A 26,589-nucleotide genomic window follows, 5' to 3' on the forward strand; every position below is an offset into this window, starting at 1 on the left:
GCAAGGCGGGCGGCGGGCCTCAGCGCGAGTGGTCCGCCAGTGACAGCAGCAGGTGCGCGGACTCCGGCCGCAGATGGTCGGAGTGCGCGCCCGCAGGTCCGCGCCCGCGCACGAACACGTGGCTCGCGTCGACGCTGACGAACCGGTGGTCGAGGACCGCGAGCGGATAGGCGTCGTCCGTGCCCCGCATCCGGATGCCGGAGACGGGCGCGGGCGCCGTGCCGATGCCCGCGTGCCCGATGCCCGCCCGCTTCTCGGCCCGCAGGTGCCAGAAACCGGTGGCCCGGTCGCCCTGCGCGTACGTCGCCACGACCGGGCCGCGCAGCGGTGCCCCGGCGAGCCGGGTGAACGTCGTGGCGAAGGCGTCGCGCGGCGCGGCCATCTGGAACAGCAGCATCGAGTCCACGGTGAACGGCCGCCCCGGCGGCGCGGGCGTGCTCCAGCCGAGCGTGCCGCCCGGCGGCGCGGCCGCCCACTGCACCGCCTCGCACAGGAGGCGGCAGCCGAAGGAGTGCCCGACGAGGTGCAGCCGCTGGCCGCCCCGGCCGGCGAGCACCGGTGCGCGGCGCGGGTCGCCGCGCCGGGCGTCCAGATAGCCGAGCAGCTGCCCGACGACGTGGGCCGCGTGCCCTTGCGTGCTCATGGCGTGCGCGCGGTCCCGGATGCGGCGGTAGCCGCCGAGGGACGGCAGCGAACGGGAGGGCCAGCGGACGAGCACCGGCCAGGGTGCGAAGCCCCCGCCGCCCGCCCCGCCGAGTCGCGGGTACAGCCCCGGCCGCCGCGCGAGCTGTCGCTCCACCAGGCCGAGGAGTTCGGCCACGGCCTGCCGGGACGACGTGCGCGAGGTCTGCCACCCGTGGACGTACACGACGACGTCCGTCGCCCACGAAGGCGGGGTGAGCCGTGCGGCGAAGTGGTCGAGGAGGCCGGGCGGCGGCACCGGCCGCGGCCCGTCGCGCGTGGCCCGCAGCGGCCAGCCGCGCTCGTCGAGGTCGACGACGGCGCCCCCGTCGTCCGTGGCGTCCCCGGCCGTCGTCACGCGGTCCGCTCCAGCCTGCTGTCCATGCCGCTGTGCAGCGCGTACGCGAGGCCCAGGGGGTTGTGCCAGGTGTCGGCGAAGTGCCGGGTCAGGGCGTGGGCTATCGCGCCCGCGGTCTCCTCGCCGGTCAGATAGCGGGTGACGAACGCCAGCGCGTACTCGGCGGCGAACCGCTGCGGCATCTCGATCTGCGGCCCGAGCACCCCGCACGCGCCCGCCTCGAACAGGGCCCGGCCCAGATAGGCCAGATCGGCGTTGCCCGGCAGGCCCGCGTAGCAGGCGTTGAGCAGTACGAAGGGGCGGAACGGCACGCAGGAGCGCGGGGGCGGGCGGTGGGCGCGCAGCGTGTAGCCGTCGATGGCGAGCTGGTCGGACAGCTTCAGGACGAGGTACGGCGCCTCGTCGCCGGACGCGGCGAAGTGGCCGTGGCACCAGAAGTACATCAGCTGCTCGTCCAGGGACCGGTCGCGCAGGGCGCGCTCGAGCTCCTCCCGGGTGGTGCGCTCCACCAGGTCACCGCCCGCGGCCAGCGCGGCCGCGACCTCGGCGGCCCGGGTCAGGCCCGCCGCGTCCACGGCGGTGTCGTGGTTGAGGCTGACGACGGGGGCCGTGCGCGGCGGCGGATCGCGGTCGTCGGCCACGCACGCGTAGGCGTCGCCGCCGGTCTGCTCGATCTGGTGCCGATAGCCGAGGAAGCGGGCGAAGACCCCTGCCAGGGACGGGTCCTCCGGCTCCCCGGACGCGGCGGCGGGCAGACACATCATGGGCCACGGCAGGAACAGGTCGGAGTGGAAGCGCACGCGGAGCGGCACGTCACGGCTCAGCGCGTCCGCGAGGAAGTCGCGGAACAGCTTCAGGGCCTCGTCCTCGCCGCCGAGCAGCACGTCGAACAGCAACTGCGCGCCGTACAGGGCGAGCCGGTCGAGGGCGGCGCGCAGCTCGGCCGCGGGCTCCCCGGTGAGGTCGACGCGGCTCGCGTACGGGAAGGGCGCGCCGCGCGGAAGGCCGTCCGCGCCCACCGGCCGCAGCGCCACGAACTCGTCCCTCCACACCTGCCGCAGGCGTGCCGCCACGGCCCGCACCTCGCCGGGCCGCACCCGCAGCGTCACCGTGTGCTCGGAGCCGCTGAGCGACGGCACGGCGGGCCCGTACATCCGGGCGGTCATCGGCTCGTCCTCGCGCCGCCCCTCGAAGCCGACGACGAGGTCGGGGCGGCGGATGACGCCCCGGGGCAGCCGCGTATAGCCGTGGCTGGGGTCCTGCGTGACGTGGACGGGGAGGTCGTGGGCCATGGGACTCAGGACCTCCGCAGGGCTTCGGGGGCGTGCCCGGAGCGGGGTCCTCCGCCGTCGCCCTCGACGACGTCGATGTACGTCTCGACCTCCTGGAGCACGGTCGCCGTCGCCAGGTGCTCGACGGTGAAGAGCAGCCGGTGCCGGCCCGCGCGCCGGGGCGTGAACAGGAACTCGGCGGCGTCCGCCTCGCGGGGCGAGGGCCGCAGCGTCACCGCGTGCGCGGGCTCCACGTCGGCGCCGGAGAGCGGGGTGGCGCGGACGGTGAGCCAGGGGAGCGCGGCGGCGGTCCGCTCCGACCAGGGGTGCGCGGGGCCGGGCAGCACCCGCAGCGCGATCCGGGAGGCCGTCCCGGCGGTGGATCGGTCGTCGAGGAGGGTGAGCCGGACGCGCGCGTGCGTGGCGGGCGACAGGGCGGCGTGGTCGAAGTCCGCGTGGGGTTCGGGGAGGGTGAGGCGGGCGGTGAGGGGGATGCGGCCGGTCGCGACGTGGCCCGACCCCCAGGTTCCGCTCCAGAGCAGCCCGGACGGGTCGTCGATGCTCTCGAAGACGCGCAGGGCCTGGTCGTGCTTCCCGTGCGCGGCGTCCCAGAGGTTCCGCCACGGCGCGGCCTGTTCCAGGAGCGTCCACGCCGCTCCGTGGGGGCACTCAGCCCTCCGGAACTCCGACAGCGCCGAGGACAGTTTCGCGCCTGCCGCAAGCCGGTCCCTGGCGAGGGTCGTCGGCAGGGCCCCGAGACAGTGGTCGGCCCACGCCTGGCCCAGCCGGTCGGAGACGCCATGGAACCCGCGGTGCGCCCGGCCGAGCGGCGGCCCGGCCTCCTCCGGGCCGCCCGAGACCGCGCGGGCGATGCCCAGGTACAGCTCGGTCCAGGACCTGCCCCGCACGTCCCCGTTCGCGTGGTGCAGCCCGGCCGCCCGGCCCAGGGCCTCGACGGCTTCCATGACGTCGCCGCGCACCAGGGCAGCCTTGCCCAGCTCGGTCGCGGTCCAGGCCTCGCCCTGGAGGTCGCCGAGTCCGTCGAACCTGTCCCGGGCGTCCTCCAGGACCTTGCGGGCCTCCTCCACGTCGCCGCGCAGCAGCCGCAGACGGCCGTAGTGGTGCACGGCCCAGGCCTCGCCGCGCACGTCCCCGCGCACCTGGTGGGCCTCCACCGCCCGCCGGAGCAGCCGGTCCGCGCCCTTCAGCCGCCCCTGGTCGCACTGGATCGCGGCCCGCGTGTGCAGGATCCAGCCGTCCGGTGCGGTGGCGGGGGCGGGGTCGGACGCCTCGAAGGCGTCGAGCGCGCCCGAGGCGAAGGGCAGTTCGCCCAAGTAGCGCAGGGTGACGGCGATTTCCCGGACGGCGCGCGGGGCGCTGAGCCGCTCCAGGGCTTCCAGGGCCCGTTGGGGTGCGCCCGTCTCCCGGACGGCCACGGCCGCAGTGACGCACAGCGGCTTCCAGTCGCCGGTCGCGCGCCACAGGGTCTGCTTGGCCCGCAGGAGCCGGAAGAGGCCCTGCTCGGTGATCAGTTGGGGTTCCAGGCGTTCCAGGAGGTCCGCTCCCTCCGGGGCGCCGCGGTCCAGGAGCCGTACCGCCAGATCGACGTACGCGTCGACTGCGGGGCGCGGGTCCGCGGTGCCGTCGAGCACGGCCCGGGCAAGCGCCTGGTCCTTCTCCGGTCCGCCGCGCGGGCCCCGGCGGCCGGTGAACCGGTACCAGCCCGGCCGCGTCTGCTGGAGCACCCCGTGCGCGGTCAGCACCCGCAGCGCCGCGTCGCGCTGCCGGTCCGTCATCGGCGTGCCCGCGCAGAGCGCACCGGCCACCGACGCGTCGAACTCGTCACCCTCCCAGTTCTCCACGGCGATGAAGATGTTGAGTGCGGCGGGTCCGAGCGGCTTGTCCGGTACGGCGGGGGCGGTCGCCGCCACCTCGCTCCGCAACCAGCGTCTCCCGGGCAGGACGTGGGGGCGGTGCGTGACGGCGACGACGCGGGACTCGGTGTCCATGACGAGTTGTTCGGCGAGGATCAGCAGTTCGTCTCCCCGCTTGCCGTCGGGCACGCCGTCAAGCACCACCGTCCACCGCCGCCGCGCGAGGCGGGCACGGCACCGGCCGGGCAGCGCGTCGGCCAGCGCCTGGGGCTGGGCGGCCCGGAAGGGGGAAAGGTGGTCCGCCGCCGGATCATCGTCCGGCGGGTCCTCCCTCTCGGTCTGTTCGAGCAGCCGCAGCAGCAGTCGCTCCGGCGCCACCGCGTCGGTCGGCCCCACGGCCAGCCACACGGGATCGGACCGCCACCGCGACTCCGCGTCCCGGGCGAACCGTGCGAGTCGGGCCGCGACCGCCGACGTGTGCAGCGGCTGGGGCCCGTACAACTCCAGCAGACCGGGCTCCCAGAGCTGCCACAGGAAGGCGTGCGCCGGCGTGGGCAGGTCCTTCTCGCGCCGCGGCCCCGGAAACGGGCCGCGCGCGTCCGGCACCCAGCCGCCCATCGCACCACCCCCTCAGCCGCCCCCGACGCTCAACTCCCCACTATCGCGCGGTCAGTGACGGGACGTCACGGAAACCCCCATGATCTCCCTGGCGTGCCGGTCGGGCGTCATGCCGAGCCGCCACCCCTGCCAGCCGGTCTCCAGCTCCGCCTTCCGCTCCAGGAACAGCTCGTACGCCTCCGTGTAGCCGTCGAGCTTGGCGTCCCGCAGCGGGTGTCCGGTGCGGGCGAGCTGGGCCAGCTCCTCCTGGGCGACGGCGACGCCGATGTCCCAGCCGCCGGGCGACGCGTACGGAAGGAGCGTGGCGCGCAGGAAGTGGGCCCAGTCCTCGCCGCGCCGGTCCCCGTACGAGGCGAAGAGCGAGATGGCGTCGTCGCACAGGGCGAGGGCCGCCTGCGTCCGGGCGTTGCCCGCGTCGATGACGGCGAGTTCGAGGCACGTCCAGGCCTCGCCGTGGGCGACGCCGATGCGCTGGAAGTCGGCCCGGGCGTCGACCAGGAGCTGCCGGGCGAAGCCGGAGTTGCGCAGCGAGCCGGTCTGGGCGGCGCGCTGGTCGCGGGTGACGCGGGCCGAGTGGTGGCGGGCGCAGGCCAGGCCGTAGACGTCGCGCATGCGGGAGAACATGGTGCGGGCCCGCTCCAGGTCCCGTACCGCCTGGTCGAGGACGCCGGTCTCCTCCAGGGCCTGGCCCAGGTAGTACAGGGTCCAGGCCTCGCCGCGCGCGTCCTCGTTGTCGCGGTGCCGGGAGACCGCCTGGCGCAGGTCGTCGACCGCCGGGGACGGGTCGCCCGCGACGAGCCGGGCGCGGGCGAGCTGGGTGAGCGCCCAGGCCTCGCCGCGCGCGTCCCGCGTGCGCCGGTACAGATCGAGCGCCCGGCGCAGTTCGGTCTCCGCGCGCGGTACGTCGCCCATGCGCAGGCACACCTGGCCGAGCTGGAAGTGCGCCCAGGCCTCGCCGTGCACGGAGCCGCTGTCGCGGTGCAGTTCGAGGGCCGTGAGCAGCATCTCCTGTGCCTCGGAGAGACGCGAGCGGTCGCGCTCCACGGCGGCGAGGGCGTGCAGGGTCCAGCCGCGGTCGCCCGCCAGCTCCTCGGCGACCTGGAGGTCGAGGGCCTCGCGGAGCCGGGCCGCGGCCTCGGAGAGGTTGCCCTGGTGGTGCAGGGTGATGCCGAGGGAGCCGAGGGCGCGGGCGGCCCCCGCATCCTGGTGGGCCTCGAAGTAGAGGTCCACGACCGAGGCGAGGGTGGACCGGGCCTGGTCGAGCTCGCCCAGGTGGCGGGCCGCGATGCCGGTGCGCCACTTCACGTTCCGGCCGAGCAGGCCCTGGTCGACCGCCTGCGCGAGCTCGCTGATCTCGCCCAGGCGGTAGAGGTCGCCGCGGAGCAGGCAGTAGTCGCACAGCGCGCCGAGCAGGCCGAGCACGGCCCGGGGTTCGACGCCCTCGGCGTGCCGCAGGGCCGCCGTGATGAAGCTCGACTCGTCGTCGAGCCAGCGGAGCGCCGCGTCCAGGGAGGTGAAGCCGTGCTGTCCGAACTGGTCGGCGCGCGTGGAGGTCTTGCCGTCGACAAGGCGGATCACGGAGTCGGCCAGCTCGCCGTAGCTGGCGATGAGACGTTCCTGCGCGGCGCTGCGCTCGGTCGGCTCCTCCTCGTCGGCGAGCCGGGCCTGGGCGAAGGAGCGGACGACGTCGTGCAGCCGGTAGCGGCTGGCGCGCACCTGGTCGATGAGGCCCGCGCGGGACAGCGCGGTGAGCTGCCGGGCCGCCTCCTGCTCGTCGGCGCCGAGCAGCGCGGCCGCCGCGGCGGTGCCGAGCGAGGCCCGCCCGGCGAGGGCGAGGCGCCGCAGCAGACGGCGCGCGGCCTCGGGCTGGTCGCTGTAGCGCAGCCACAGGGTGCGCTCGACCGGCTCCACGGGTCCGTACGCGGCGAGGTCGGCGACGAGCGCCTCGGGGGTGCGGGGGCCGAGCGCGGAACCCGCGACGCGCAGCGCCAGCGGAAGCCCGGCGCACAGCTCCCGCAGCCGGTCGAGGGACTGGGCGTCGTACGGCTCCGGCAGGTCCTGCGCCACCTGCCGGATGAGCTGCTCGGCCCCGGCGTCGTCCAGCGCCTCCACCGCGATCTCGTGCACCCACGCGGGCAGGTCCGCGGGCAGGTCGAGGGGGCCCCGGGCGGTGACGAGGACGAGGCTGTCGGAGCGCTCGGGCACCAGCGTGCGCACCTGCTCGGGGTCGCTCGCGTCGTCCAGGACGACGACGACCTCAAGGCCGGTGAGGTGCTGGTGATACAGCTCGCTGAGCCGCTTGACCTGCTGCTCCTGCGTCGAGCGCTCACGGAAGAGGAGCTGTTCGCGCGGGGCGCCCAGGCGGTTCAGGAGGTGGAGGAGCGCGTCGCGCGTGGACAGCGGCGGCGTGTCCGGGCTCTCGCCGCGCAGGTCCACCACGCAGGCCCCGCGGAACTGGTCCTTGAGGTCGTGCGCGGCCCGCACCGCGAGCGAGGACCGGCCCGCCCCGGGCGCGCCGTGCAGGACCACCACGGTCGACTTGGTCTGGGTGCTGGCCCGGGCCGCGTGCACCCACTGCGCGATCCGTCCGAGCTCGGCCCGTCTGCCCGCGAACTCGCCGTCCGGCTGCGGGAGCTGCGCGAAGGACTGCTCCAGGACGGTGCGCCGCCGGGCGGCCGCGCTCTTGTCGGCGCCGCGCAGCTGGGGCGCCCGCTTCTGCTGTCCGGAGCGCGCGCCGCCGACGCCGCCCGCCGTGGCCGCCGTGAGGACCCGCTGCTGGTCGAGGAACGGCCTGATGCCCCGCACCTCCAGGGCCGTCAGCCACTGGAGCCGGAGCTGCTCGGGCCCGCCGGGCTGGTGGACCGTGCCCGCGTGCCGCTGCGCCGCCGGGACGTGGGCCGCCGTCACCTTCACCACGGTCGCGGCGAACCCGGCGACCGCGACGGCCCCGCCCGCGCCGAGCGCGGTGCCGCCGCCCGTGCCGAGCACGAGGTCGGCCACGCACGCGGCGACGGCGGCGACCGCCACGACGAGCAAGGGCGTCCCGGCCGCCTCCTTCGCGTACCGCTGACCGAACGTCAGCTGCCCCGCGGCAGACTCGTCCAGGGCCCGCGTGTACGCCTCGTACTCCTCGGCCGCCGTCTGCTCCATGGCGTCCAGGGAGGCCCGCGCCCGGGAGAGCAGCACGTTCCCGTCGGTGCGGCCGCCGGTGCGCCGGACCTCTTCCTCGACCGCCCGTGCCAACAGGCGCTCGGCTTCGGCCCGGTGGCTGTCCCGCATCTGGTCCCCCTCACAGAGGAGCACGTGACAACGCCGTCGCGCGTGCCCGTACCCGCCTACCTTCGCGCGGCACGTGTCCACGCACCCCGCCCTGCACGGGTGCACGTACCCCGTCACCTCTACATGTACGTGTCAGTGTGCTGCGAACCCCCGACGGACGCGAGGGAGCGCTCCGAAGGGGGGCGGCGCGCCGAGGCAACCCCGCCGTCAGGCGCCGCGTGCGCGAGGATGGTCCCCATGCCGAACCGACTGGCCCACGAGACCTCCCCCTACCTCCTCCAGCACGCTGACAACCCGGTCGACTGGTGGCCCTGGGCGCCCGAGGCCTTCGAGGAAGCGCGGCGGCGCGGCGTCCCCGTCCTGCTGTCCGTCGGGTACGCGAGCTGCCACTGGTGTCACGTCATGGCGCACGAGTCCTTCGAGGACGGCGCGACGGCCGCGCTGATGAACGAGAACTTCGTGAACGTCAAGGTGGACCGCGAGGAGCGCCCCGACGTCGACGCCGTCTACATGGAGGCCGTGCAGGCCGCCACCGGGCAGGGCGGCTGGCCCATGACCGTCTTCCTCACCCCCGACGCCGAGCCCTTCTACTTCGGCACGTACTTCCCGCCCGGGCCGCGCCACGGCATGCCGTCCTTCCCGCAGGTCCTGGACGGCGTACGGCGGGCGTGGCAGGACCGGCGCGAGGAGGTCACCGAGGTCGCCTCGAAGATCGTCAAGGATCTGGCGGAGCGTCAACTGGCCCTCGGTGACGACCGGCGGCCCGATGAGGAGGACCTCGCCAAGGCGCTGCTCGGCCTGACCCGCGACTACGACGAGCGCTGCGGCGGCTTCGGCGGCGCGCCCAAGTTCCCGCCGTCCATGGTCATCGAGTTCCTGCTGCGCCACTACGCCCGCACCGGCGCGGAAGGCGCCCTCCAGATGGCCGCCGACACCTGCGAGCGGATGGCGCGCGGCGGCATCTACGACCAGCTCGGCGGCGGCTTCGCCCGCTACTCGGTGGACCGCGAGTGGGTCGTGCCGCACTTCGAGAAGATGCTGTACGACAACGCCCTGCTGTGCCGCGCCTACGCCCACCTGTGGCGCGCCACCGGCTCCGAACTGGCCCGCAGGGTCGCCCTGGAGACGGCCGACTTCATGGTCCGCGAGCTGCGCACGAACGAGGGCGGCTTCGCCTCCGCGCTCGACGCCGACAGCGCCGACGCCACCGGCCGTCACGTGGAGGGCGCGTACTACGTCTGGACCCCCGAGCAGCTGCGCGAGGTCCTCGGCGACGCGGACGCCGAGCTGGCGGCCGCGTACTTCGGCGTCACCGACGAGGGCACCTTCGAGGAGGGAGCCTCCGTCCTCCAACTGCCGCAGCGCGACGGCGCGGTCGCCGACGCCGACCGGGTGGCCTCCGTGCGCGAGCGCCTCCTCGCGGCCCGCGCCCTGCGCCCCGCCCCCGGCAGGGACGACAAGGTCGTCGCCGCCTGGAACGGCCTGGCCGTCGCCGCGCTCGCCGAGACCGGCGCCTACTTCGACCGGCCCGACCTGGTGGCGGCCGCCGTCGGCGCGGGCGATCTGCTCGTCCGCCTCCACATGGACGACCGGGCCCGGCTCGCCCGCACTTCCAAGGACGGCCGTGCCGGCGCCAACGCCGGTGTCCTGGAGGACTACGCCGATGTCGCCGAGGGCTTCCTCGCGCTCGCGGCGGTGACCGGCGAAGGGGTGTGGCTCGACTTCGCGGGCCTGCTCCTCGACCACGTCCTGGTGCAGTTCACCGACGAGGAGACGGGCGCCCTGTACGACACGGCGGCCGACGCCGAGCCGCTCATCCGGCGGCCGCAGGACCCCACCGACAACGCGGCGCCCTCCGGCTGGACCGCCGCCGCCGGGGCGCTGCTCACCTACGCCGCGCACACCGGGGCCGCGCCCCACCGGCGCGCCGCCGAACGGGCCCTGGGCGTGGTCAAGGCGCTCGCGCCGCGCGTGCCGCGCTTCATCGGGCACGGGCTCGCCGTCGCGGAGGCCGCGCTCGACGGTCCGCGCGAGGTCGCCGTGGTGGGGGCGGTGGACGGCCCGATGCACCGGGTCGCGCTGCTCGGCACGGCGCCCGGCGCCGCGGTGGCCGTCGGCCCCGCGGACGGGGAGCTGCCGCTGCTCGGTGACCGGTCCCCGCTGACGGACCGGGAGACGGCGTACGTGTGCCGGGACTTCGTGTGCGACCGGCCGACGACGGATCCGGCCGAGCTGGCGGCGGCCCTCGGCGCGCTGCGCTGAGCGGCCGGGCGACCCCGGACGGTGAATCGCCGCCCGGGGATGCCCGCCGATTGTCCTGCTTCTGTCACGGCAGAGGCAGGGCGTCCACCTTGTGCTCCTTGTGTGACCATCGGCGTGATACCAATACGGGCGTCGCAGTGGCGTAAGGAGCCGCTGTGAATGTTCGCCATCGTTCTGTCAGTTGGCCCCAGCACATGGGGCACCGGGGGAGAGGTACTCACCGCAGTGAACCGCATGACGCGTACGACCGCCGCAGCCCTGGGCACGGCCGGGCTCATCACCGCCGCCCAGCTCGGCCTCGCCGGCACCGCCTCCGCGGCGGGTGACGCCACCCAGCGCTCCGCGTCCGCAGACAAGCCGAGCAGCTCCGCGCCGTTCGCCAAGGCGACCAGCTCCGGCTGCCCGATCGACATCGTCTACACGTCGCGCTTCTACATCGGCCAGGGCGGCTGGGTGACGGGCAACGGCCTGTACTTCGGCATCAAGAACAAGAGCAACAAGAAGTTCTCGAAGGTGAAGTTCACCGTCACCAACGTGAAGAACATCCGCTTCGGCCGGGCGACCGCCAAGGGCGGCAAGATCACCCACAAGACGTCGCGGTCCATCACGGTCTACGACAAGTCGTTCAGCGGCAAGGCCAAGCTGGGCGTCCAGGTCCGCACCCGCCTGCTGAACAAGAACAGCTACAAGGTGAAGTTCCAGGTCCGCGGCAACGGCTGGAACTGCGCCGTGAACCAGGGCACCTGGGGCAACTAGCCCGTAACGCGATACCGGGGTTCGAAAGGCGGCGGCCTTTCGAACCCCGGTTTTGTATGTCAGGACACCGAGTGAGCCCGCCCCCTCGGGGGGCGTCAGGCGTGCTGGTAGGCCACGAGGGAGATGCCCACGTAGTGCACGGCGAAGGCGGCGAGGGTGAAGGAGTGGAAGACCTCGTGGAAGCCGAACCAGCGCGGTGAGGGGTTGGGGCGCTTGAAGCCGTAGACCACACCGCCCGCGCTGTAGAGCAGGCCGCCGACGATGACCAGGATGAGGACCGCGATGCCGCCCGCGCGCATGAAGTCGGGCAGGAAGAAGACGGCGGCCCAGCCCATGGCCAGATAGCAGGGGGTGTACAGCCAGCGCGGGGCGCCCACCCAGAAGACGCGGAACACGATGCCCGCGGCGGCCGCGGCCCAGATGCCCCACAGCAGCCACTGGCCCTTGGCGTCGGGCAGCAGGAGCATCGTCAGCGGGGTGTACGTGCCCGCGATGATCAGGAAGATGTTGGCGTGGTCGAGGCGGCGCAGGACGCGGTCCATGCGCGGCGACCAGTCGCCGCGGTGGTAGAGCGCGCTGACGCCGAACAGCAGGCAGGCCGTCAGGACGTAGATCCCGCAGGCGACGCGGCCGCGGGTGGAGTCGGCGAGCGCGGTCAGGAAGAGGCCGGACACCAGCACCGCGGGGAACATCCCGGCATGCAGCCAGCCGCGCAGCTTGGGCTTCACCGGGCGCACGGCCGCGGCGACGGGTTCGAGGGCTGCGGCGGCGATCTCGCCTGCGGGGACGGCGGGGCCTGAGCCGCCTGCGGCAGAACTCGTGATCGCGTCGGGGACGGGAGCGGTCATGCGCCGCATCGTACCTACGGAACCGTAAGTTACGTATCAAAGCGGTGAAATCACATCCTACAAGTGGCCATGGTCACTCCGCTCACGTGTGAAGCCCTCTGGACAGATGGGCGGCAGGGACGGATGATCAAATGAGTGCGGTCGGCACCGGATGAGCGCCAGAAGATCGAAATGCAGTGAAGCGTCCGGGTCGCAGCCCCCACGGGGCCCCAACCTAAAACCCCTCGTATAGGAGCAATCGTGGCGCGCGATATCGCGGCTCCCTCTTCCTCGCAGTCCTCGCAGTCCGCGGGCACCCTTCCCACCGACCACCAGGGGCTCGTCTCCTGGGTGAACGAGATCGCCGAACTGACCCAGCCGGACAGCGTGGTCTGGTGCGACGGTTCCGAGGCCGAGTACGAGCGCCTGTGCGAGGAGCTCGTGGCCAAGGGCACCTTCAAGAAGCTGGACCCGATCAAGCGGCCGAACTCCTACTACGCGGCCTCCGACCCCACGGACGTCGCACGCGTCGAGGACCGCACCTTCATCTGCTCCGAGAAGGAGGCGGACGCGGGGCCGACGAACCACTGGAAGGACCCGGCGGAGATGCGGGACGTCTTCGCGGGGGAGAAGGGGATCTTCCGCGGCTCCATGCGCGGCCGGACCATGTACGTCGTGCCCTTCTGCATGGGCCCGCTCGGCTCGCCGCTGTCCGCGATCGGCGTCGAGATCACCGACTCGGCGTACGTCGCCGTGTCCATGCGCACGATGACCCGCATGGGCCGGCCGGTCCTGGAGGAGCTGGGCTCCGACGGTTTCTTCGTGAAGGCCGTGCACACCCTCGGCGCCCCGCTGGAGCCCGGCCAGGCGGACGTGCCCTGGCCCTGCAACTCCACGAAGTACATCTCGCACTTCCCGGAGTCGCGCGAGATCTGGTCGTACGGATCCGGGTACGGCGGCAACGCCCTGCTGGGCAAGAAGTGCTACGCCCTGCGCATCGCCTCGGTCATGGCCCGCGACGAGGGCTGGCTCGCCGAGCACATGCTGATCCTGAAGCTCACGCCGCCGCAGGGCGAGTCGAAGTACGTCGCCGCGGCCTTCCCGAGCGCCTGCGGCAAGACGAACCTCGCCATGCTGGAGCCCACGATCTCCGGCTGGACCGTCGAGACCATCGGCGACGACATCGCCTGGATGCGGTTCGGCGAGGACGGCCAGCTGTACGCGATCAACCCCGAGGCCGGTTTCTTCGGTGTCGCGCCCGGCACCGGTGAGCACACCAATGCCAACGCGATGAAGACGCTGTGGGGCAACAGTGTCTTCACGAATGTGGCCCTGACCGACGACGGCGACGTGTGGTGGGAGGGGATGACCGAGGAGACCCCGGCGCATCTGACGGACTGGAAGGGCAACTCCTGGACGCCGGAGTCCGGCACCCCGGCCGCGCACCCGAACGCCCGCTTCACCACGCCCGCCGCGCAGTGCCCGATCATCGCGCCCGAGTGGGAGGACCCCAAGGGCGTGCCGATCTCGGCGATCCTCTTCGGCGGGCGCCGCGCCTCCGCGGTCCCGCTGGTCACCGAGTCCTTCGACTGGAACCACGGCGTCTTCCTCGGCGCGAACGTGGCCTCCGAGAAGACCGCCGCCGCCGAGGGCAAGGTCGGCGAGCTGCGCCGCGACCCGTTCGCCATGCTGCCGTTCTGCGGGTACAACATGGGCGACTACATGGCCCACTGGGTCGACGTGGCCAAGGGCAAGGACCAGTCCAAGCTGCCGAAGATCTACTACGTGAACTGGTTCCGCAAGAACGACGCGGGCAAGTTCGTCTGGCCCGGCTTCGGCGAGAACAGCCGCGTCCTGAAGTGGATCGTGGGCCGCCTCGAGGGCACCGCCGAGGGTGTCGAGACGCCCATCGGCGTCCTCCCGACGGCCGCGTCCCTGGACACGAACGGGCTCGAACTGCCCGCGGCCGACCTGGAGTTCCTCCTCACGGTGGACAAGGAGGTCTGGCGCGAGGAGGCGGCGCTCGTGCCCGAGCACCTCAACACGTTCGGTGACCACACGCCGAAGGAGCTGTGGGACGAGTACCGGGCGCTGGTCGCGCGACTGGGCTGAGCCTTTTCCTGCCCACCCGCCCACCCGCCCACCCGCCCACCCGTGACGCCCGACGGGGCGGGTGGGCGGGACCGGGGCCGGGTGGGCGGTGGTCGTGGGGAGAGGTCAGGCTCCGACCAGTTCCGTGGCCTGGGCGTGGGCTTCCATGCGCTGGGCGGCGAGGATCGCCGCCCCCGTGTCGGCACGGGACGCGGCCACCACCAGGGCGCGGCCCGCGAGGGCGTGGGCGCGCTGGTGCAGGGCGGTCAGATGGGGCTCGTGGATGGCGGCGGCGACTGCCGAGCGGACCGGCGGCAGGCCCCCGCGCAGGCGGGCGACCTGTGCCGCGAGGCGCTCGGCGGCGGAGTCGAGGGCGGGGTCGGGGGCGAGGGCGCGCAGCTCGTCGGTGACGGCGAGCAGCGCGGCCAGGTGTCCGGCGAGCTGGATGTCCAGCTCCTCCTCGCGGCTGCGGTGCGGGAAGTCGCCCGGGTCGGCCATCGTGTGGACCGACTTGGCGCGGATCGGCTCGTACATGGGATGGGTCTCCAAGCTGTCGAGTACCCATCTTAGCTCTTGAATTAGATCCTGTCTAAAGTTGAGTCCGTTCCTGAGCGGGGCCCGCCGCCGGCCCCGCCCGCGCCGCGCTACGGCTGGCTGTAGCCGTCCAGGAACGTCCCGATCCGGGTCACCGCTTCCGCCAGGTCCGGCGCCGTCGGCAGGGTCACGATGCGGAAGTGGTCGGGCTCGGGCCAGTTGAAGCCGGTGCCGTGCACGACCATGATCTTCTCGGCGCGCAGCAGGTCGAGGACCAGCTGCCGGTCGTCCTTGACCTTGAAGACCTTGGGGTCGAGGCGCGGGAAGAGATAGAGGGACCCCTTGGGCTTCACGCAGGTCACGCCGGGGATCTGGGTGAGCAGGTCGTACGCCGTGTCGCGCTGTTCGAGCAGGCGGCCGCCCGGCAGGACGAGGTCGTTGATGGTCTGCCGCCCGCTGAGGGCGGCGACCACGCCGTGCTGCCCCGGCATGTTCGCGCACAGGCGCATGTTCGCGAGGATCGTCAGGCCCTCGATGTACGAGGTGGCGTGCGCCTTCGGGCCCGAGACCGACATCCAGCCGACGCGGTACCCGGCCACGCGGTACGCCTTCGACATGCCGTTGAAGGTGAGGGTGAGGAGGTCGGGGGCGAGGGCGGCGGTCGGGGTGTGCCGCGCGCCGTCGTAGAGGATCTTGTCGTAGATCTCGTCCGAGCAGACCAGGAGGTTGTGGCGGCGGGCGATGTCGGTCAGGCCGCGCAGCACCGCCTCGTCGTAGACCGCGCCTGTCGGGTTGTTCGGGTTGATGATCACGATCGCCTTGGTGCGGTCGGTGACCTTGCGCTCGACGTCGGCGAGGTCGGGCATCCAGTCCGACTGCTCGTCGCAGCGGTAGTGCACGGCGGTGCCGCCCGAGAGGGAGACCGCGGCCGTCCACAGCGGGTAGTCGGGCGCGGGGACCAGGACCTCGTCGCCGTCGTCGAGCAGGCCCTGCATGGCCATCACGATCAGCTCGGAGACGCCGTTGCCGATGAAGACGTGCTCGACGTCCGTCTCGATGCCGAGGGTCTGGTTGTGCATCACCACGGCGCGGCGCGCGGCGAGCAGGCCCTTCGCGTCGCCGTAGCCGTGTGCGTCGCCGACGTTGCGGAGGATGTCCTCCAGGATCTCCGGCGGGCACTCGAAGCCGAAGGCCGCGGGGTTGCCGGTGTTGAGCTTGAGGATGCGGTGACCTGCTGCTTCGAGCCGCATCGCCTCCTCGAGCACCGGGCCCCGGATCTCGTAACAGACGTTGGCGAGCTTGGTCGACTGGATCACCTGCATGCCCCCGAGCCTATCTCTGGCGTGGGCGCCTTGGACGGTGGGAGCTCGGGTGGTTCCCGTGTGCCCTCCGGTGCCGGTGCGTCGTGGTTGCTCGCGCAGTTCCCCGCGCCCCTTCGGGGCGCTTCCCGTGCGGGGCGCTTTCCGGTGGAGGTCTTGTTCCTGAGGGTGAGGTGGCTCAAGAATGCGCATGACAAAACTGGGGGGTCGGTTGGTCCTCCGGTCATGCAGTCATTCCAGAGGGGACCCCCACATGAACAAGCCTCTCGTCGGTGCCGTCTTCACCGCGCTGCTCCTCGGCGCGACGGCACTGCCCGCGGCCGCCGTCACCAACGAGGCGCCGACGGCCGACAAGCAGGTGACGCGCACACAGCCCGTCGCCGAGACGAAGACCAAGGTCAAGGCCAAGGCCGTGACCTTCGCGGGCACCGTGGCGCTCAGCAACTGCTCCGGCTCCGTCGTGCGCGTGCCCAGCTCGCAGCCCACCGACAAGGCGCTCGTGATGTCCAACGGCCACTGTCTGGAGACCGGATTCCCCGGCCCCGGCCAGGTCATCGTCAACCGCGCCTCCAGCCGCAGCTTCACGCTCCTGAACGCCAGCGGCGGCAACGCCGGTACCGTGCGCGCCAGCAAGATCGCGTACGGCACGATGACGGACAACGACGTCTCGCTGTACGAACTGACCAGCACCTACCGCGACATAGAGAGCCGCTACGGCATCAAGGCCCTGGAGATCGACTCCGCGCGCCCGACCGCGGGCCGGGCCATCACCGTCGCCTCCGGCTACTGGAAGCGCATGTACAAGTGCAACATCGACGGCTTCGCGTACCGGCTCAAGGAAGGCCTGTGGACCTGGAAGGACTCGGTCCGCTACACCTCCGCGTGCCAGACGATCGGCGGCACCTCCGGCTCGCCGGTGATCGACGACCAGACCGGCAAGGTCGTGGCCCTCAACAACACCGGCAACGAGGACGGTCAGCGCTGCACCGACAACAACCCCTGCGAGGTCGACGAGAACGGCAAGGTCACCGTCCGCCAGGGCATCAACTACGGCCAGCAGACCTACACCATCGTTCCCTGCGTCGGGGCGGGCAACAAGATCGACCTGAACAAGCCGGGCTGTACCCTGCCCAAGCCGGCGGCGGCCGCGCGCCGCTGACCCGGGCCTGAGCACCGCGTGAACTAGGCGGTGCGGCGCACGGCGCGTCCCGCGATGACGTCCGTGCGCCGCCCGTCCTCGATGACGAACTTCCCGTCGATGAGGACGTGCGGAACGCCCACGGGCGGTGTGCGCGGCGCGTCGAACGTCGACCCCGCCGCGACCGTCTCGGGGTCGAAGAGGACCAGGTCGGCGCGGTAGCCCTCGCGCACGTGCCCCCGGTCGGGCAGCCGGAGCCGGGCGGCGGGCCGCGAGGTGAGGTGCGCGACGCACTCCTCCAGGGACAGCACCCCCAGCTCCCGCACGTACTTGCCGAGGTACTGCGGGAACGTCCCGTACGCGCGCGGGTGCGGCTTGAAGCCCTGCAGGATGCCGTCGCTGCCGCCGGTGTGCACGGGGTGCCGCATGATCGCGCGGACGTTCTCCTCGTGCCCCACGTGCTGGAGGATCGTCGAGCCGAGCCGGTCGTTGATCAGCAGCCGCCGTGCGGTGACCCACGGCTCCTCGCCGCGCATGTCGGCGGAGCGCTGGATGGTCTTGCCGACGCAGGAGGCGAGCCCCGGGTCGGAGACCCCCGAGATCTCGATGGTGTCCCACTCGATCGGCACGCCGTGGCAGCCGTCGGAGCCGATGACCTCCATGTGGTGCCGGATGCGTGCCGCCGTCCCGTCGTCCTGGAGCCGGGACAGGATCGCCTCGGGGCCGCCCTCGCTCGCCCAGCTCGGCAGCATCGCGACGAGCGTCGTACAGCCGGGTGTGTAGGGGTAGGTGTCGAGCGTGATGTCGGCGCCGTCGTCGAGGGCCTCGTCGAGGAGGGCGAGCAGGTCGGGGGCCTTGCCCTTGTTCACCCCGAAGTTCATGGTGGCGTGCGCCAGGTGCAGCGGGCACCCGGCGGTCCGGGTCAGCTCCACCATCTCGCGGTACGCCTCCAGGGCGCCCGCTCCGTAACTGCGGTGGTGGGGGCAGTAGTAGCCGCCGTACGAGGCCACGACGCGGCACAGCTCGGTGAGTTCGGCGTCCTTGGCGTACATGCCGGGGGTGTAGGTCAGGCCCGAGGACATGCCGACGGCGCCCTGCTCCATGCCCTGGGCGACCAGCTCCTTCATCCGCTCCAGGTCGGCCGGAGAGGCCTCCCGGTCCTCCCAGCCCATCGCGTACATCCGGACCGTGCCCTGCGGGATGAGGTACGCGGCGTTGACCGGGATGCCGCGGCCGCCGTGCGCGCGGTCCAGGCGGTCGAGGTACTCGCCGACCGAGCGCCAGTCGAAGTCGATGTCGCTGCCGTCGCCGTTCCAGCCGGTGATCGCCTGGCGGACCTCGGCGAGCGTGCGGTCGTCCACCGGGGCGTACGACAGGCCGTCCTGGCCGATGACTTCCAGGGTGACGCCCTGGGCCGCCTTCGCGCTGTGGTCCGGGTCGCGGAGCAGGGCGAGGTCGCTGTGGGCGTGCATGTCGATGAAGCCGGGCGCGAGGGCGAGGCCCTGGGCGTCCAGGACGCGGGTCCCCGCGGGGCGTGGCCCCGCGTCCCCTTCGCGGTGGATCTCCGTGATCCGTCCGTCCTCTATCGCCACGTCGGCCGTGTACGCGGCGTCACCGGAGCCGTCGACGACGCGCGCTCCGCGGATGACCAGGTCCATGGGGGTGCCTCTCTGGTGAGTGCGGGTGGTGCCCTCGCGGGTGGCGCCCCAGGCCCGCCCCTTCCCGACCTGGGGGCTCCGCCCCCAGACCCCCGCTCCTCAAACGCCGGAGAGGCTGGAAGACCCAGCCCGTCCGGCGTTTGAGGACGAGGCGCGGAGCGCCGAAAGGAGCCCCCTTGTTCGGGAAGGGGCGGGTCTGGGGCGCCCCGCGAGGGTCAGAAGTACGTGCGGATGTAGTCCGTGACCGTGCCGTCCGCCTCGACCAGGGGGATGAGCTGCCACTTGTCGAAGGACGTGCAGGGGTGGGAGAGGCCGAGCCCGAGCCAGTCGCCGACCTCCAGGTCGGCCTCGGGGGAGGTCCGCACCCATCCGTGCTGGTCGGAGAGGGCGTGGACCGAGACCCCCGCCGCGTCCCGCTCCGCCCCGTCCCGGCGGACGGCCTGCGCCTCGGGCAGGTCGAGGTCGTACGCGGCGTCCCGCTTGCCCGCGTTGATGAAGGCCTGCTCCGGCGACGGCCGCGACACGACCTGGGCCCACAGCCGGAAGGCGGGGTGCAGCGCCCCCTCGTCGGGCACGCGGTTGAAGGGCGTGAGGTGCCGGTAGTGCCCGTCGTCGTGGGAGACGTAGGCGCCGGAGCGCAGCAGCTTCAGGACGGGCAGGGTGAGCGACGGGATCCCGGCGAAGACGTCGGCGACCGCGTCGAACCAGGCGGAGCCTCCCGCGCTGATCACGACCTCGTCGAGCCCGCCCGCCTTGAACCGCCCCGCCGCGTCGAAGTCGGCGGCGAGCGCGACGAGCCGCCGCAGATAGGCGCGCACCCGCTCGGGCGTGGCGTCCGGCACCTCGCCCTCGTACCCGGCGACGCCCACGAGCCGCAGCGTCGCGGTGGCCGCCACGGCGTCGGCGACGGCCGCGCAGTCGGCCTCGGTGCGGGCGCCGGTGCGCGCGCCCTCGCCCGCGGCCAGCTCGACGACCACGTCGAGGGGGCGCCCCGCTCCGGCGTCGCGCAGCGCGGCGTCCATCAGCTCGACGCCGCGTACGGAGTCCACGTAGCACAGGAAGCGGAAGTCGGGGTCGTGCGCGAGCTCCTGGGCGAGCCAGCGCAGCGCGGCGGCGTCGACCAGCTCGTTGGCCAGGAAGATCCGCTGGATGCCGAACTCCCGCGCCACGCGCACCTGGTGGGGCACGGCGAGCGTGATGCCCCAGGCGCCGTGCTCGATCTGGCGCTGGAAGAGGCGCGGCGCCATGGAGGTCTTGCCGTGCGGCGCGAAGGCGAGGCCGTGGCGGGTCGCGTACTCCTCCATGAGCGCGAGGTTGTGTTCGAGGCGCTCGGCGGAGAGGGCGAGGACGGGGGTGGTGAAGCCGTCCGTGAACAGATTGCGGCGCTGGGCCGCGAGCTCGCCGACGGTGAGGCCCGCGGCGTCGGGCGGCAGTCCCTTGAAGCGGTGGTCGACGCGCTCCTCGGCCAGCCCCGCGAGGGCGGTCGCGGCGCGTTCGGAGGGCGTGCCGGAGGGGGTGCCGGCGGGCGTGTCGGCGGCCATGGGCGTCTCCTCAGAGCTGCGTTGCATATACTGCAACGTTCATTGCGTATGTCGCTTACTGCTGTCTAACATCCGAGCCAACGCCGGGTCAACGGATCCGGGCCCGGTCCTCGCACCGGGGTTCGGCCCCGCTCGCGGGCCTTTCGAACCGGCTGATCCGGTGCCCCCACCCGGCCGTCGAGCGTGCGGCGAACGACGATTGAAGGGCTGACACGAGCGTGACCGGAGCAGACCGAGACGCGACCGAGGCCGCGACCGGCGAGGCGCCCGAGGGCGGGAGCGCCCCCGGAGCCCCGTCCTGTGCCCCCGGCGGCGCGGACGGCGGCGGCGCCGACGTCGACGTGGTCACGCTCGGGGAGTCCATGGTCACCTTCCTGCCCACCCGGCCGGGACGGCTCGCCGACGTGCCCGCCTTCGAGCGGGGCATCGGCGGTGCCGAGTCCAACGTGGCCTGCGCGCTCGCCGCCGCCGGACACCGCGCCCGCTGGGTCAGCCGGGTCGGGGCCGACGGCTTCGGCGACCACCTCGTCGACGCCATCGGGGCGTACGGGGTCGACACCTCCGCCGTCGGGCGCGACCCGCGCCGGCCCACCGGCATCTACTTCCGCACCGCCGACGACCGCGACGCCGACGCCCACGAGGTCGTCTACTACCGGGCGGGCTCCGCGGCCTCGGCGATGTCGCCGCGGACGCTCGCCGCCGACGCGCTGTGGTGCGGGCGCGTCCTGCATCTGTCGGGGATCACCGCCGCCCTGTCCGCCGACTGCCTCGCGCTCGTGCGCGCCCTGTGCGAACGGCCCGCCGGCCGGCGCCGCCGCTCGCTCGTCTCCTTCGACGTCAACCACCGCCCCGGCCTGTGGCCCGAGGGCGGCCGGAGCCCCGCCGTCCTGCTCGACCTGGCGCGCGGCGCCGACCTCGTCTTCGTCGGGGTCGACGAGGCCGCGGCCGCCTGGGGGCTCACCGGCGCGCCCGAGGCCCTCCGCGCCGCCCTTCCCGAACCCGCCCAACTCGTCGTCAAGCAGGGATCGGAGGGCGCCACCGCCTTCGTCACCGACCCCGGTACCGGCCGCGACACCGTCACCTTCGTCCCGGCCCTGCGCGTCGACGTCGTCGCCCCGGTCGGGGCCGGTGACGCCTTCGCCGCCGGATACCTGTCCGGCACCCTGCGCGGCCTGGAGCCCGAGCGACGGCTGCGGCACGGCCATCTGATGGCCGCCGCCGCCCTCACCGTGCCGGGCGACCTCGCCACGCCCCCCGCGCGCGAGCACGCCGATGCGCTCGCCGCCCTCGACCCCGCCGCCTGGGAGACACTGCGCCTTGGCCCCGGCTGGACGGCAGAGCCGCGCCGCCCCGGGGCCCCCGAGGAGGTACGTACGCCATGAGCCAGACCGTCGACCGAGCCCTGACGATCCTGCCCCTGCTCGCCGAGGGACCCGCCGACCTGGGCCAGGTCGCCGACCGCCTCGGCGTGCACAAGTCCACGGCCCTGCGCCTGCTGCGCACGCTGCACGAACACGGCCTGGTCTTCCGCCAGTCCGACCAGCGCTACCGCCTGGGAGCGCGGCTCTTCGCGCTCGCCCAGGAGGCCGTCGAGCACCTCGACGTCCGCGAGATCGCCCATCCCCACCTCCTCGCCCTCAACGACCGCTGCGGCCACACGGTCCACCTCGCGGTGTACGAGGAGGGCGAGGTCGTCTACATCGACAAGGTCGAGAGCCGCTACCCGGTGCGGATGTACTCGCGCATCGGCAAGCCCGTGGCCATCACCGTCGCCGCGGTCGCCAAGCTCCTGATCGCCGACTTCCCCGAGGGCGAGCGCCGAGTGATCGCCGAGAAGCTCGACTACCCCACGTACACGTCCCGTTCGACGCCCAACGCCGCCGCCTTCCTGAAGGAGCTGGTGCAGGTGCGCGAACAGGGCTGGGCCACCGACCTCGGTGGCCACGAGGAGTCCATCAACTGCGTCGGCGCGCCCATCCGGGGCGCGGACGGCCGCGTCGTCGCCGCCATGTCGGTGTCCGCGCCGAACGTCGTCGTCACCGCGGAGGAACTCCTCACCCTGCTCCCGCTGGTGCGCCGCACGGCGGAGGCGATCAGCCGGGAGTACTCCGGCAAGGCCCCTATCAAGGAAGCAAGTTCATGAGCGAGAACACCCAGAAGACCGCGATCACGCCCTCCACGCACACCACCCCGCCCGCGAAGTTCTCGCACGGCGTGAAGAAGGGCAACATCCTCCAGGTCGCCGGGCAGGTCGGCTTCCTCCCCGCCGAGGAGGGCAAGGCGCCGACCCCGGCCGGGCCCACCCTGCGCGAGCAGACCCTGCAGACCTTCGCCAACGTCAAGGCCGTCCTCGAAGAAGGCGGCGCCACCTGGGACGACGTGATGATGATGCGCGTCTACCTCACGGACGTCGACCACTTCGCGGAGATGAACGAGATCTACAACCAGTACTTCGAGGAGCAGGGCCTCAAGGCCCCCGCCTCCGCCCGCACCACGGTCTACGTCGGCCTCCCCAAGGGCCTCCTCATCGAGATCGACGCGCTGGCCGTCCTCGGCTGAGGCTCTTCCCGGCGCGGCACCATCGCCCGGTGCCGCCCTCCATCGGCGCTTCGCGCCTCGTCCTCAAACGCCGGACGGGCTGAACAGCCGCTGTCCGGCACCATCCAGCCCGTCCGGCGATCGAGGACGAGCGCGCAGCGCGATGCCGCCCGGATCCTCCGACGCCGCCGCGGCCGCGGGCCCATCCCCGCCCGCGCCCGCCGCGTCGCCACCCCCCACCGCACGTCTGTCGTCACGGAGCGGCGCCCGCCACCCACGGGGCGCCGCACCGGGATACCCCCTGCCCAGAAAGCCCCATGCACTTACGAGGTCAACGATGTCCCCGTTCGCCCCCTCGGGCTCCGCCGGAGCCCTCACCGCGCTCGCCGCCTCCGACCCGCCGCAGACCCCGCACACCGGTGGCCTGATGGCCCTGATCGACGGCACGGCGGGACTGCTGACCGTCGCGGCCCTCGGCATCCTGCTCCTGCTCTTCCTGATCATCAAGGTCAGGCTCCAGCCGTTCGTGGCGCTGCTCGCGGTCTCGATAGCCGTCGGACTCGCCGCGGGCCTCTCGGTCACCGAACTCTTCGGCACCGTCCAGAAGTCGGACGCGGTCTCGCTCATCGAGTCCGGCATGGGCGGCATCCTCGGCCATGTGGCGATCATCATCGGCCTCGGCACGATGCTCGGCGCGATCCTCGAAGTCTCGGGCGGGGCCGAGGTGTTGTCCCGGCGCCTCCTCGACCTCTTCGGCGAGAAGCGCGCCCCCGTGGCGATGGGCCTGACCGGCCTCATCTTCGGCATCCCGGTCTTCTTCGACGTCGGCATCTTCGTCCTCGCGCCGATCGTGTACGCCGCCGCCAAGCGCAGCGGCAAGTCGATCCTCCTGTACTGCCTGCCGCTGCTCGCGGGCCTGTCCATGACGCACGCCTTCCTGCCCCCGCACCCCGGGCCCGTGGCGGCGGCCGGACTGCTGAAGGTGGACCTCGGCTGGGTCATCCTCATGGGCATCGTCTGCGGCATCCCGGCCGTGCTCGCGGCCTGGGTGTACTCCGCCTGGATCGGCAAGCGGATCTTCGTCCCCGTACCGCAGGACATGCTGGAGGCCTCCGAGGAGGCGAAGGCGGCCGTCGCCGAGGAGCAGCGCGCGCAGGGTCTGACCCCGACGGAGGAGCCGGTCGCGCTGAGCACCGTCTTCCTGATCATCGGCACCCCGCTGCTGCTCATCCTGCTCGCGACGTTCTCCTCCATCGCCTTCGACCCGTCCACGCTCCGCAGCGTGATCGAGTTCTTCGGCCACCCCTTCGTCGCCCTGACGATCGCGCTCCTGATGGCGTACTACCTGCTTGGCATCCGCCGCGGCTGGTCCCGCAAGTCCCTGGAGACGGTGTCGACGGCGTCCCTGAAGCCCGTCGGCAACATCCTCCTCGTCGTCGGCGCGGGCGGGGTCTTCGGCGCCGTGCTCAAGGGCAGCGGCGTGGCGAACGCCCTCGCCGACACCTTCAACGACGTGGGCCTGCCGGTCATCGTGCTCGCCTACCTCATCTCCCTGGTGCTCCGCGTGGCCCAGGGCTCGGCGACGGTCGCGATCGTCACCACCGCGGGCATCGTCGCCCCGCTGCTCGCCGAGGGCGACTACTCCCACGCCTTCACCGCCCTGGTCATCATGGCCATCTCCGCGGGCTCGATCTTCGCCTCGCACGTCAACGACGGCGGCTTCTGGATCGTGGCGAAGTACTTCGGCATCTCCGAGCGCGACACCCTGAAGACCTGGACGGTCCTGGAGTCGGTCCTGTCGGTGGCGGGCTTCGCGGTGGCGGCGGTGGTGAGCCTCTTCGTGTAGCCCACCGCGCACGGCGCAGCGGAGCGGGGGCACCCGGTGGTTCACCGAGTGCCCCCGCTCCGGCGCCGTTTCACGCCTTACGCAGTACCACGCCTTCCTGGCCCGGCCGTCGAACCGGCCGTGCCTGATCGTTACGCCGCCTGCGCAGGGCCCGCAGCGGGCGGCGCATTCCGCAGCAGCGGCCGGCCCGGGAGCCGGTGGTCGTCGCCGCCCTCGCGACATCCGCCGCGAGGGCGAGCACCACCCCCGTCACCGCGCCGACAGCGGCCAGCGCGGCTCGCCGCCGCGTGGGTCCCGGGGACGCCGAGAGCATCGAAAGCATGGAGGACACAGCGCGCACAGAGCACTTCCTCTCCGTAGTCCGGTCAGCGGGTGATCCGCTTTTGTGATCACCCGCCGAGAGGCTGCGCCTGGACTGCCCCGATATGCATGCGGCGTCGGGAATCAACCCCTGTGAGTGATCAATAAGGACCCCAGGGGCTACCCGTGCCCGGTCACTGACCGGTGCAGTACTGCTGCTCCTTGCCGATCGAGCGGTACATACAGTCGGAGTTCTCCAGGAGTTGCAGCACCGCGTCCCGGTTGCGGGAGGTCTCGCGCTCGATGACCTCGTCGGGCGGGTAGAAGCCGCCGCCCCCCGACCTGGGGTACATCTCGAAGGTGTAGCCGAAGATCTTCTGGCTGCCCCACAGGTAGTCGTCGATGGTGCCGTCGGTGATGTACAGGTCACTGGACTGCTCGGGCGTGTAGCCGTTGCTCGCGGCCATCTTGCGCCCGACGGTGGCGAAGGCGTCGTGGTCGTCCTGGGTCAGCCCCGGCGCCGTGTCGTTGTACGTGTAGCCGTACGGCCAGAGCACCAGCTCGCTGTACGTGTGGAAGTCGATGCCCGTCTTGATCTGCTGCTTGCCGCCGACGACCCGGCTGCGCACGAAGTCCGCGACGACCTTGACCTCGGGCGCGGACTCGGGGGCGCGGCCGCGGTAGGTCTCGGAGCCGGGCGTGCCCGAGGAGCCGCCGCAGCAGCCCCACTTGAAGTTCCAGTTGCGGTTCATGTCGGTGCCGGTGGCGCCGCCCGGGTTGGGCTGCCGGTTGAGGCGCCAGCTGCGGTAGGAGCCGGTGGCGATGTCGTACTCGCCGCCGTCCGGGTTGAGGTCCGGCACGATCCAGATCTCGCGCTCGTTGAGCATCTTGGTGACGCGCGCGTCGCTGCCGTAGCCCGCGCCGAACTCGCGCAGCAGATAGAGGGCCATCTCCACCGTCAGGTGCTCACGGGCGTGCTGGTGGTGGGTGAAGAGCACCTCGGGCTCGTTCTCGTCCGTGCCCACGTTGTCGCTGATCTTGATGGCGACGATGTCCCGGCCCTGGTACGACTTGCCGATCACGCGCTTGCTCATGATGTTCGGGTACTGCTGGAGCCGCTGGTCGATCTCCGCGGTCATCTCCGCGTAGTTGTGGTAGCGGGAGTCGGCGGGCGGGAAGTCCCGGACCCGCACCGGCCCGTCGCCCGTGCGCTTCGGCGGGCCGGCCAGCGTCTTGAGCGTGTAGCCGAGCGCACGCAGCTTCCCGGCCTGGGCGGCGTTCGCGGAGACGACGACCCCGTGGTCGCCGGCCTCGTCGATGGACACGCCGGTCGCGGCGAGCGCCGTGCGGGCCGCGCGCGTGGCGGGCCCCGGCACGGAGTACTGGCGGATCTCGTCCTCGGCCGCGGCGGCGGCCGCCGCCTTCCTGGCCGAGGGGGTCGAGCTGTCGGACGCGTTGGCGCTGAGGGGCGCCGCGACCGCGAGGGCGAGCACGGCCGCCAGAGCGGCTGATCTCTTTCCGCGTATGCGAAGTCGCATGAATGCTCCTGTGGGGGTGGGGGTGGTGCATTGCGACGCATGTGGTGCGGGTGGCACGAGCGCGCGAGGTGCCGGGTGGGCACGGCCCGTGCTGGCCCATGGTCCTGGCGTGGCATGTCCTGGTCAACACGTCTTTGAGCCGACTGTGCGGCGACTGTGC

Annotated in this window: 18 protein-coding genes; 8 read left to right on the plus strand and 10 right to left on the minus strand. The window is 72.8% G+C overall.

Annotated features, from left to right (window positions below; all coding sequences use genetic code 11):
* Positions 1 to 19: 19 nt before the first annotated feature.
* Genes CP982_RS26590 through CP982_RS26605 form a run of 4 tightly spaced genes read right to left on the minus strand, consistent with a single transcriptional unit; the run spans position 20 to position 8,081 of the window.
* Positions 20 to 1,039: an alpha/beta hydrolase family protein gene (locus tag CP982_RS26590; RefSeq protein ID WP_150512791.1), complete on the minus strand. Its 1,020-nt coding sequence runs from the start codon at positions 1,037 to 1,039 to the stop codon at positions 20 to 22.
* On the minus strand, positions 1,036 to 2,331 hold the full coding sequence (locus CP982_RS26595) for a CHAT domain-containing protein (protein ID WP_150512792.1): 1,296 nt from the start codon (positions 2,329 to 2,331) through the stop codon (positions 1,036 to 1,038). Before CP982_RS26595 ends, CP982_RS26590 begins: the two co-directional genes overlap by 4 nt.
* A gap of 5 nt (positions 2,332 to 2,336) precedes the next feature.
* Positions 2,337 to 4,802 (minus strand): tetratricopeptide repeat protein, encoded by a 2,466-nt coding sequence (locus CP982_RS26600; protein WP_150512793.1) that lies wholly within the window; start codon positions 4,800 to 4,802, stop codon positions 2,337 to 2,339.
* A 51-nt stretch (positions 4,803 to 4,853) separates the two neighbouring features.
* On the minus strand, positions 4,854 to 8,081 hold the full coding sequence (locus CP982_RS26605; protein ID WP_150512794.1) for a tetratricopeptide repeat protein: 3,228 nt from the start codon (positions 8,079 to 8,081) through the stop codon (positions 4,854 to 4,856).
* A 237-nt stretch (positions 8,082 to 8,318) separates the two neighbouring features.
* Between CP982_RS26605 and CP982_RS26610 the strand changes: the two genes are divergently transcribed.
* Positions 8,319 to 10,343, plus strand: coding sequence for a thioredoxin domain-containing protein (locus CP982_RS26610; protein WP_150512795.1), 2,025 nt, complete (start codon positions 8,319 to 8,321; stop codon positions 10,341 to 10,343).
* A 234-nt stretch (positions 10,344 to 10,577) separates the two neighbouring features.
* The gene (locus tag CP982_RS26615; protein ID WP_221515707.1) at positions 10,578 to 11,099 is read left to right on the plus strand and encodes a hypothetical protein; all 522 of its coding nucleotides are present in this window, start codon (positions 10,578 to 10,580) and stop codon (positions 11,097 to 11,099) included.
* A 95-nt stretch (positions 11,100 to 11,194) separates the two neighbouring features.
* Here CP982_RS26615 and trhA read toward each other — a convergent pair whose 3' ends face one another.
* Positions 11,195 to 11,947: a PAQR family membrane homeostasis protein TrhA gene (gene trhA, locus CP982_RS26620; protein ID WP_372503413.1), complete on the minus strand. Its 753-nt coding sequence runs from the start codon at positions 11,945 to 11,947 to the stop codon at positions 11,195 to 11,197.
* 240 nt (positions 11,948 to 12,187) lie between these two features.
* On the opposite strand from trhA, the gene CP982_RS26625 reads away from it, so the two are divergent.
* Positions 12,188 to 14,038: a phosphoenolpyruvate carboxykinase (GTP) gene (locus CP982_RS26625; protein ID WP_184925671.1), complete on the plus strand. Its 1,851-nt coding sequence runs from the start codon at positions 12,188 to 12,190 to the stop codon at positions 14,036 to 14,038.
* 105 nt (positions 14,039 to 14,143) lie between these two features.
* On the opposite strand, the gene CP982_RS26630 is transcribed toward CP982_RS26625, so the two are convergent.
* Both CP982_RS26630 and CP982_RS26635 read right to left on the minus strand, forming a co-directional pair.
* Entirely contained in the window at positions 14,144 to 14,551 is a 408-nt protein-coding gene (locus CP982_RS26630) for an SCO4983 family protein (protein ID WP_150512798.1), read from the minus strand.
* Between the two features lie 110 nt (positions 14,552 to 14,661).
* The gene (locus tag CP982_RS26635) at positions 14,662 to 15,873 is read right to left on the minus strand and encodes a pyridoxal phosphate-dependent aminotransferase (protein ID WP_144320674.1); all 1,212 of its coding nucleotides are present in this window, start codon (positions 15,871 to 15,873) and stop codon (positions 14,662 to 14,664) included.
* 250 nt (positions 15,874 to 16,123) lie between these two features.
* Here CP982_RS26635 and CP982_RS26640 point away from each other — a divergent pair, with 250 nt between their 5' ends.
* Positions 16,124 to 17,029 carry a S1 family peptidase gene (locus CP982_RS26640; protein WP_150512799.1) on the plus strand — a complete coding sequence of 302 codons (906 nt, stop codon included), beginning with the start codon at positions 16,124 to 16,126 and terminating at the stop codon, positions 17,027 to 17,029.
* A 23-nt stretch (positions 17,030 to 17,052) separates the two neighbouring features.
* Here the strand turns inward: CP982_RS26640 and CP982_RS26645 are convergent, their stop codons facing one another.
* Positions 17,053 to 18,666 (minus strand): N-acyl-D-amino-acid deacylase family protein, encoded by a 1,614-nt coding sequence (locus tag CP982_RS26645; protein ID WP_150512800.1) that lies wholly within the window; start codon positions 18,664 to 18,666, stop codon positions 17,053 to 17,055.
* Positions 18,667 to 18,881: 215 nt separating this feature from the next.
* Complete coding sequence (locus tag CP982_RS26650) at positions 18,882 to 20,207, minus strand: amino acid deaminase (RefSeq protein WP_150512801.1); 1,326 nt, start codon at positions 20,205 to 20,207, stop codon at positions 18,882 to 18,884.
* 218 nt (positions 20,208 to 20,425) lie between these two features.
* Between CP982_RS26650 and CP982_RS26655 the strand changes: the two genes are divergently transcribed.
* The 4 genes from CP982_RS26655 (at position 20,426) to CP982_RS26670 (ending at position 24,591) form a co-directional block, all read left to right on the plus strand.
* A complete protein-coding gene (locus CP982_RS26655) occupies positions 20,426 to 21,589 on the plus strand; it encodes a sugar kinase (RefSeq protein ID WP_372503414.1) in 1,164 nt (387 codons plus the stop codon).
* Positions 21,586 to 22,350 carry an IclR family transcriptional regulator gene (locus CP982_RS26660; RefSeq protein WP_150512802.1) on the plus strand — a complete coding sequence of 255 codons (765 nt, stop codon included), beginning with the start codon at positions 21,586 to 21,588 and terminating at the stop codon, positions 22,348 to 22,350. Before CP982_RS26655 ends, CP982_RS26660 begins: the two co-directional genes overlap by 4 nt.
* Entirely contained in the window at positions 22,347 to 22,766 is a 420-nt protein-coding gene (locus tag CP982_RS26665; protein WP_030668394.1) for a RidA family protein, read from the plus strand. Before CP982_RS26660 ends, CP982_RS26665 begins: the two co-directional genes overlap by 4 nt.
* Positions 22,767 to 23,082: 316 nt before the next feature.
* Positions 23,083 to 24,591: a GntP family permease gene (locus CP982_RS26670; protein ID WP_150512803.1), complete on the plus strand. Its 1,509-nt coding sequence runs from the start codon at positions 23,083 to 23,085 to the stop codon at positions 24,589 to 24,591.
* 494 nt (positions 24,592 to 25,085) lie between these two features.
* Here the strand turns inward: CP982_RS26670 and CP982_RS26675 are convergent, their stop codons facing one another.
* Entirely contained in the window at positions 25,086 to 26,429 is a 1,344-nt protein-coding gene (locus tag CP982_RS26675; protein WP_150512804.1) for a M14 family metallopeptidase, read from the minus strand.
* Positions 26,430 to 26,589: the final 160 nt, after the last annotated feature.

The organism is Streptomyces spectabilis (genome assembly GCF_008704795.1).
Lineage (GTDB): Bacteria > Actinomycetota > Actinomycetes > Streptomycetales > Streptomycetaceae > Streptomyces > Streptomyces spectabilis.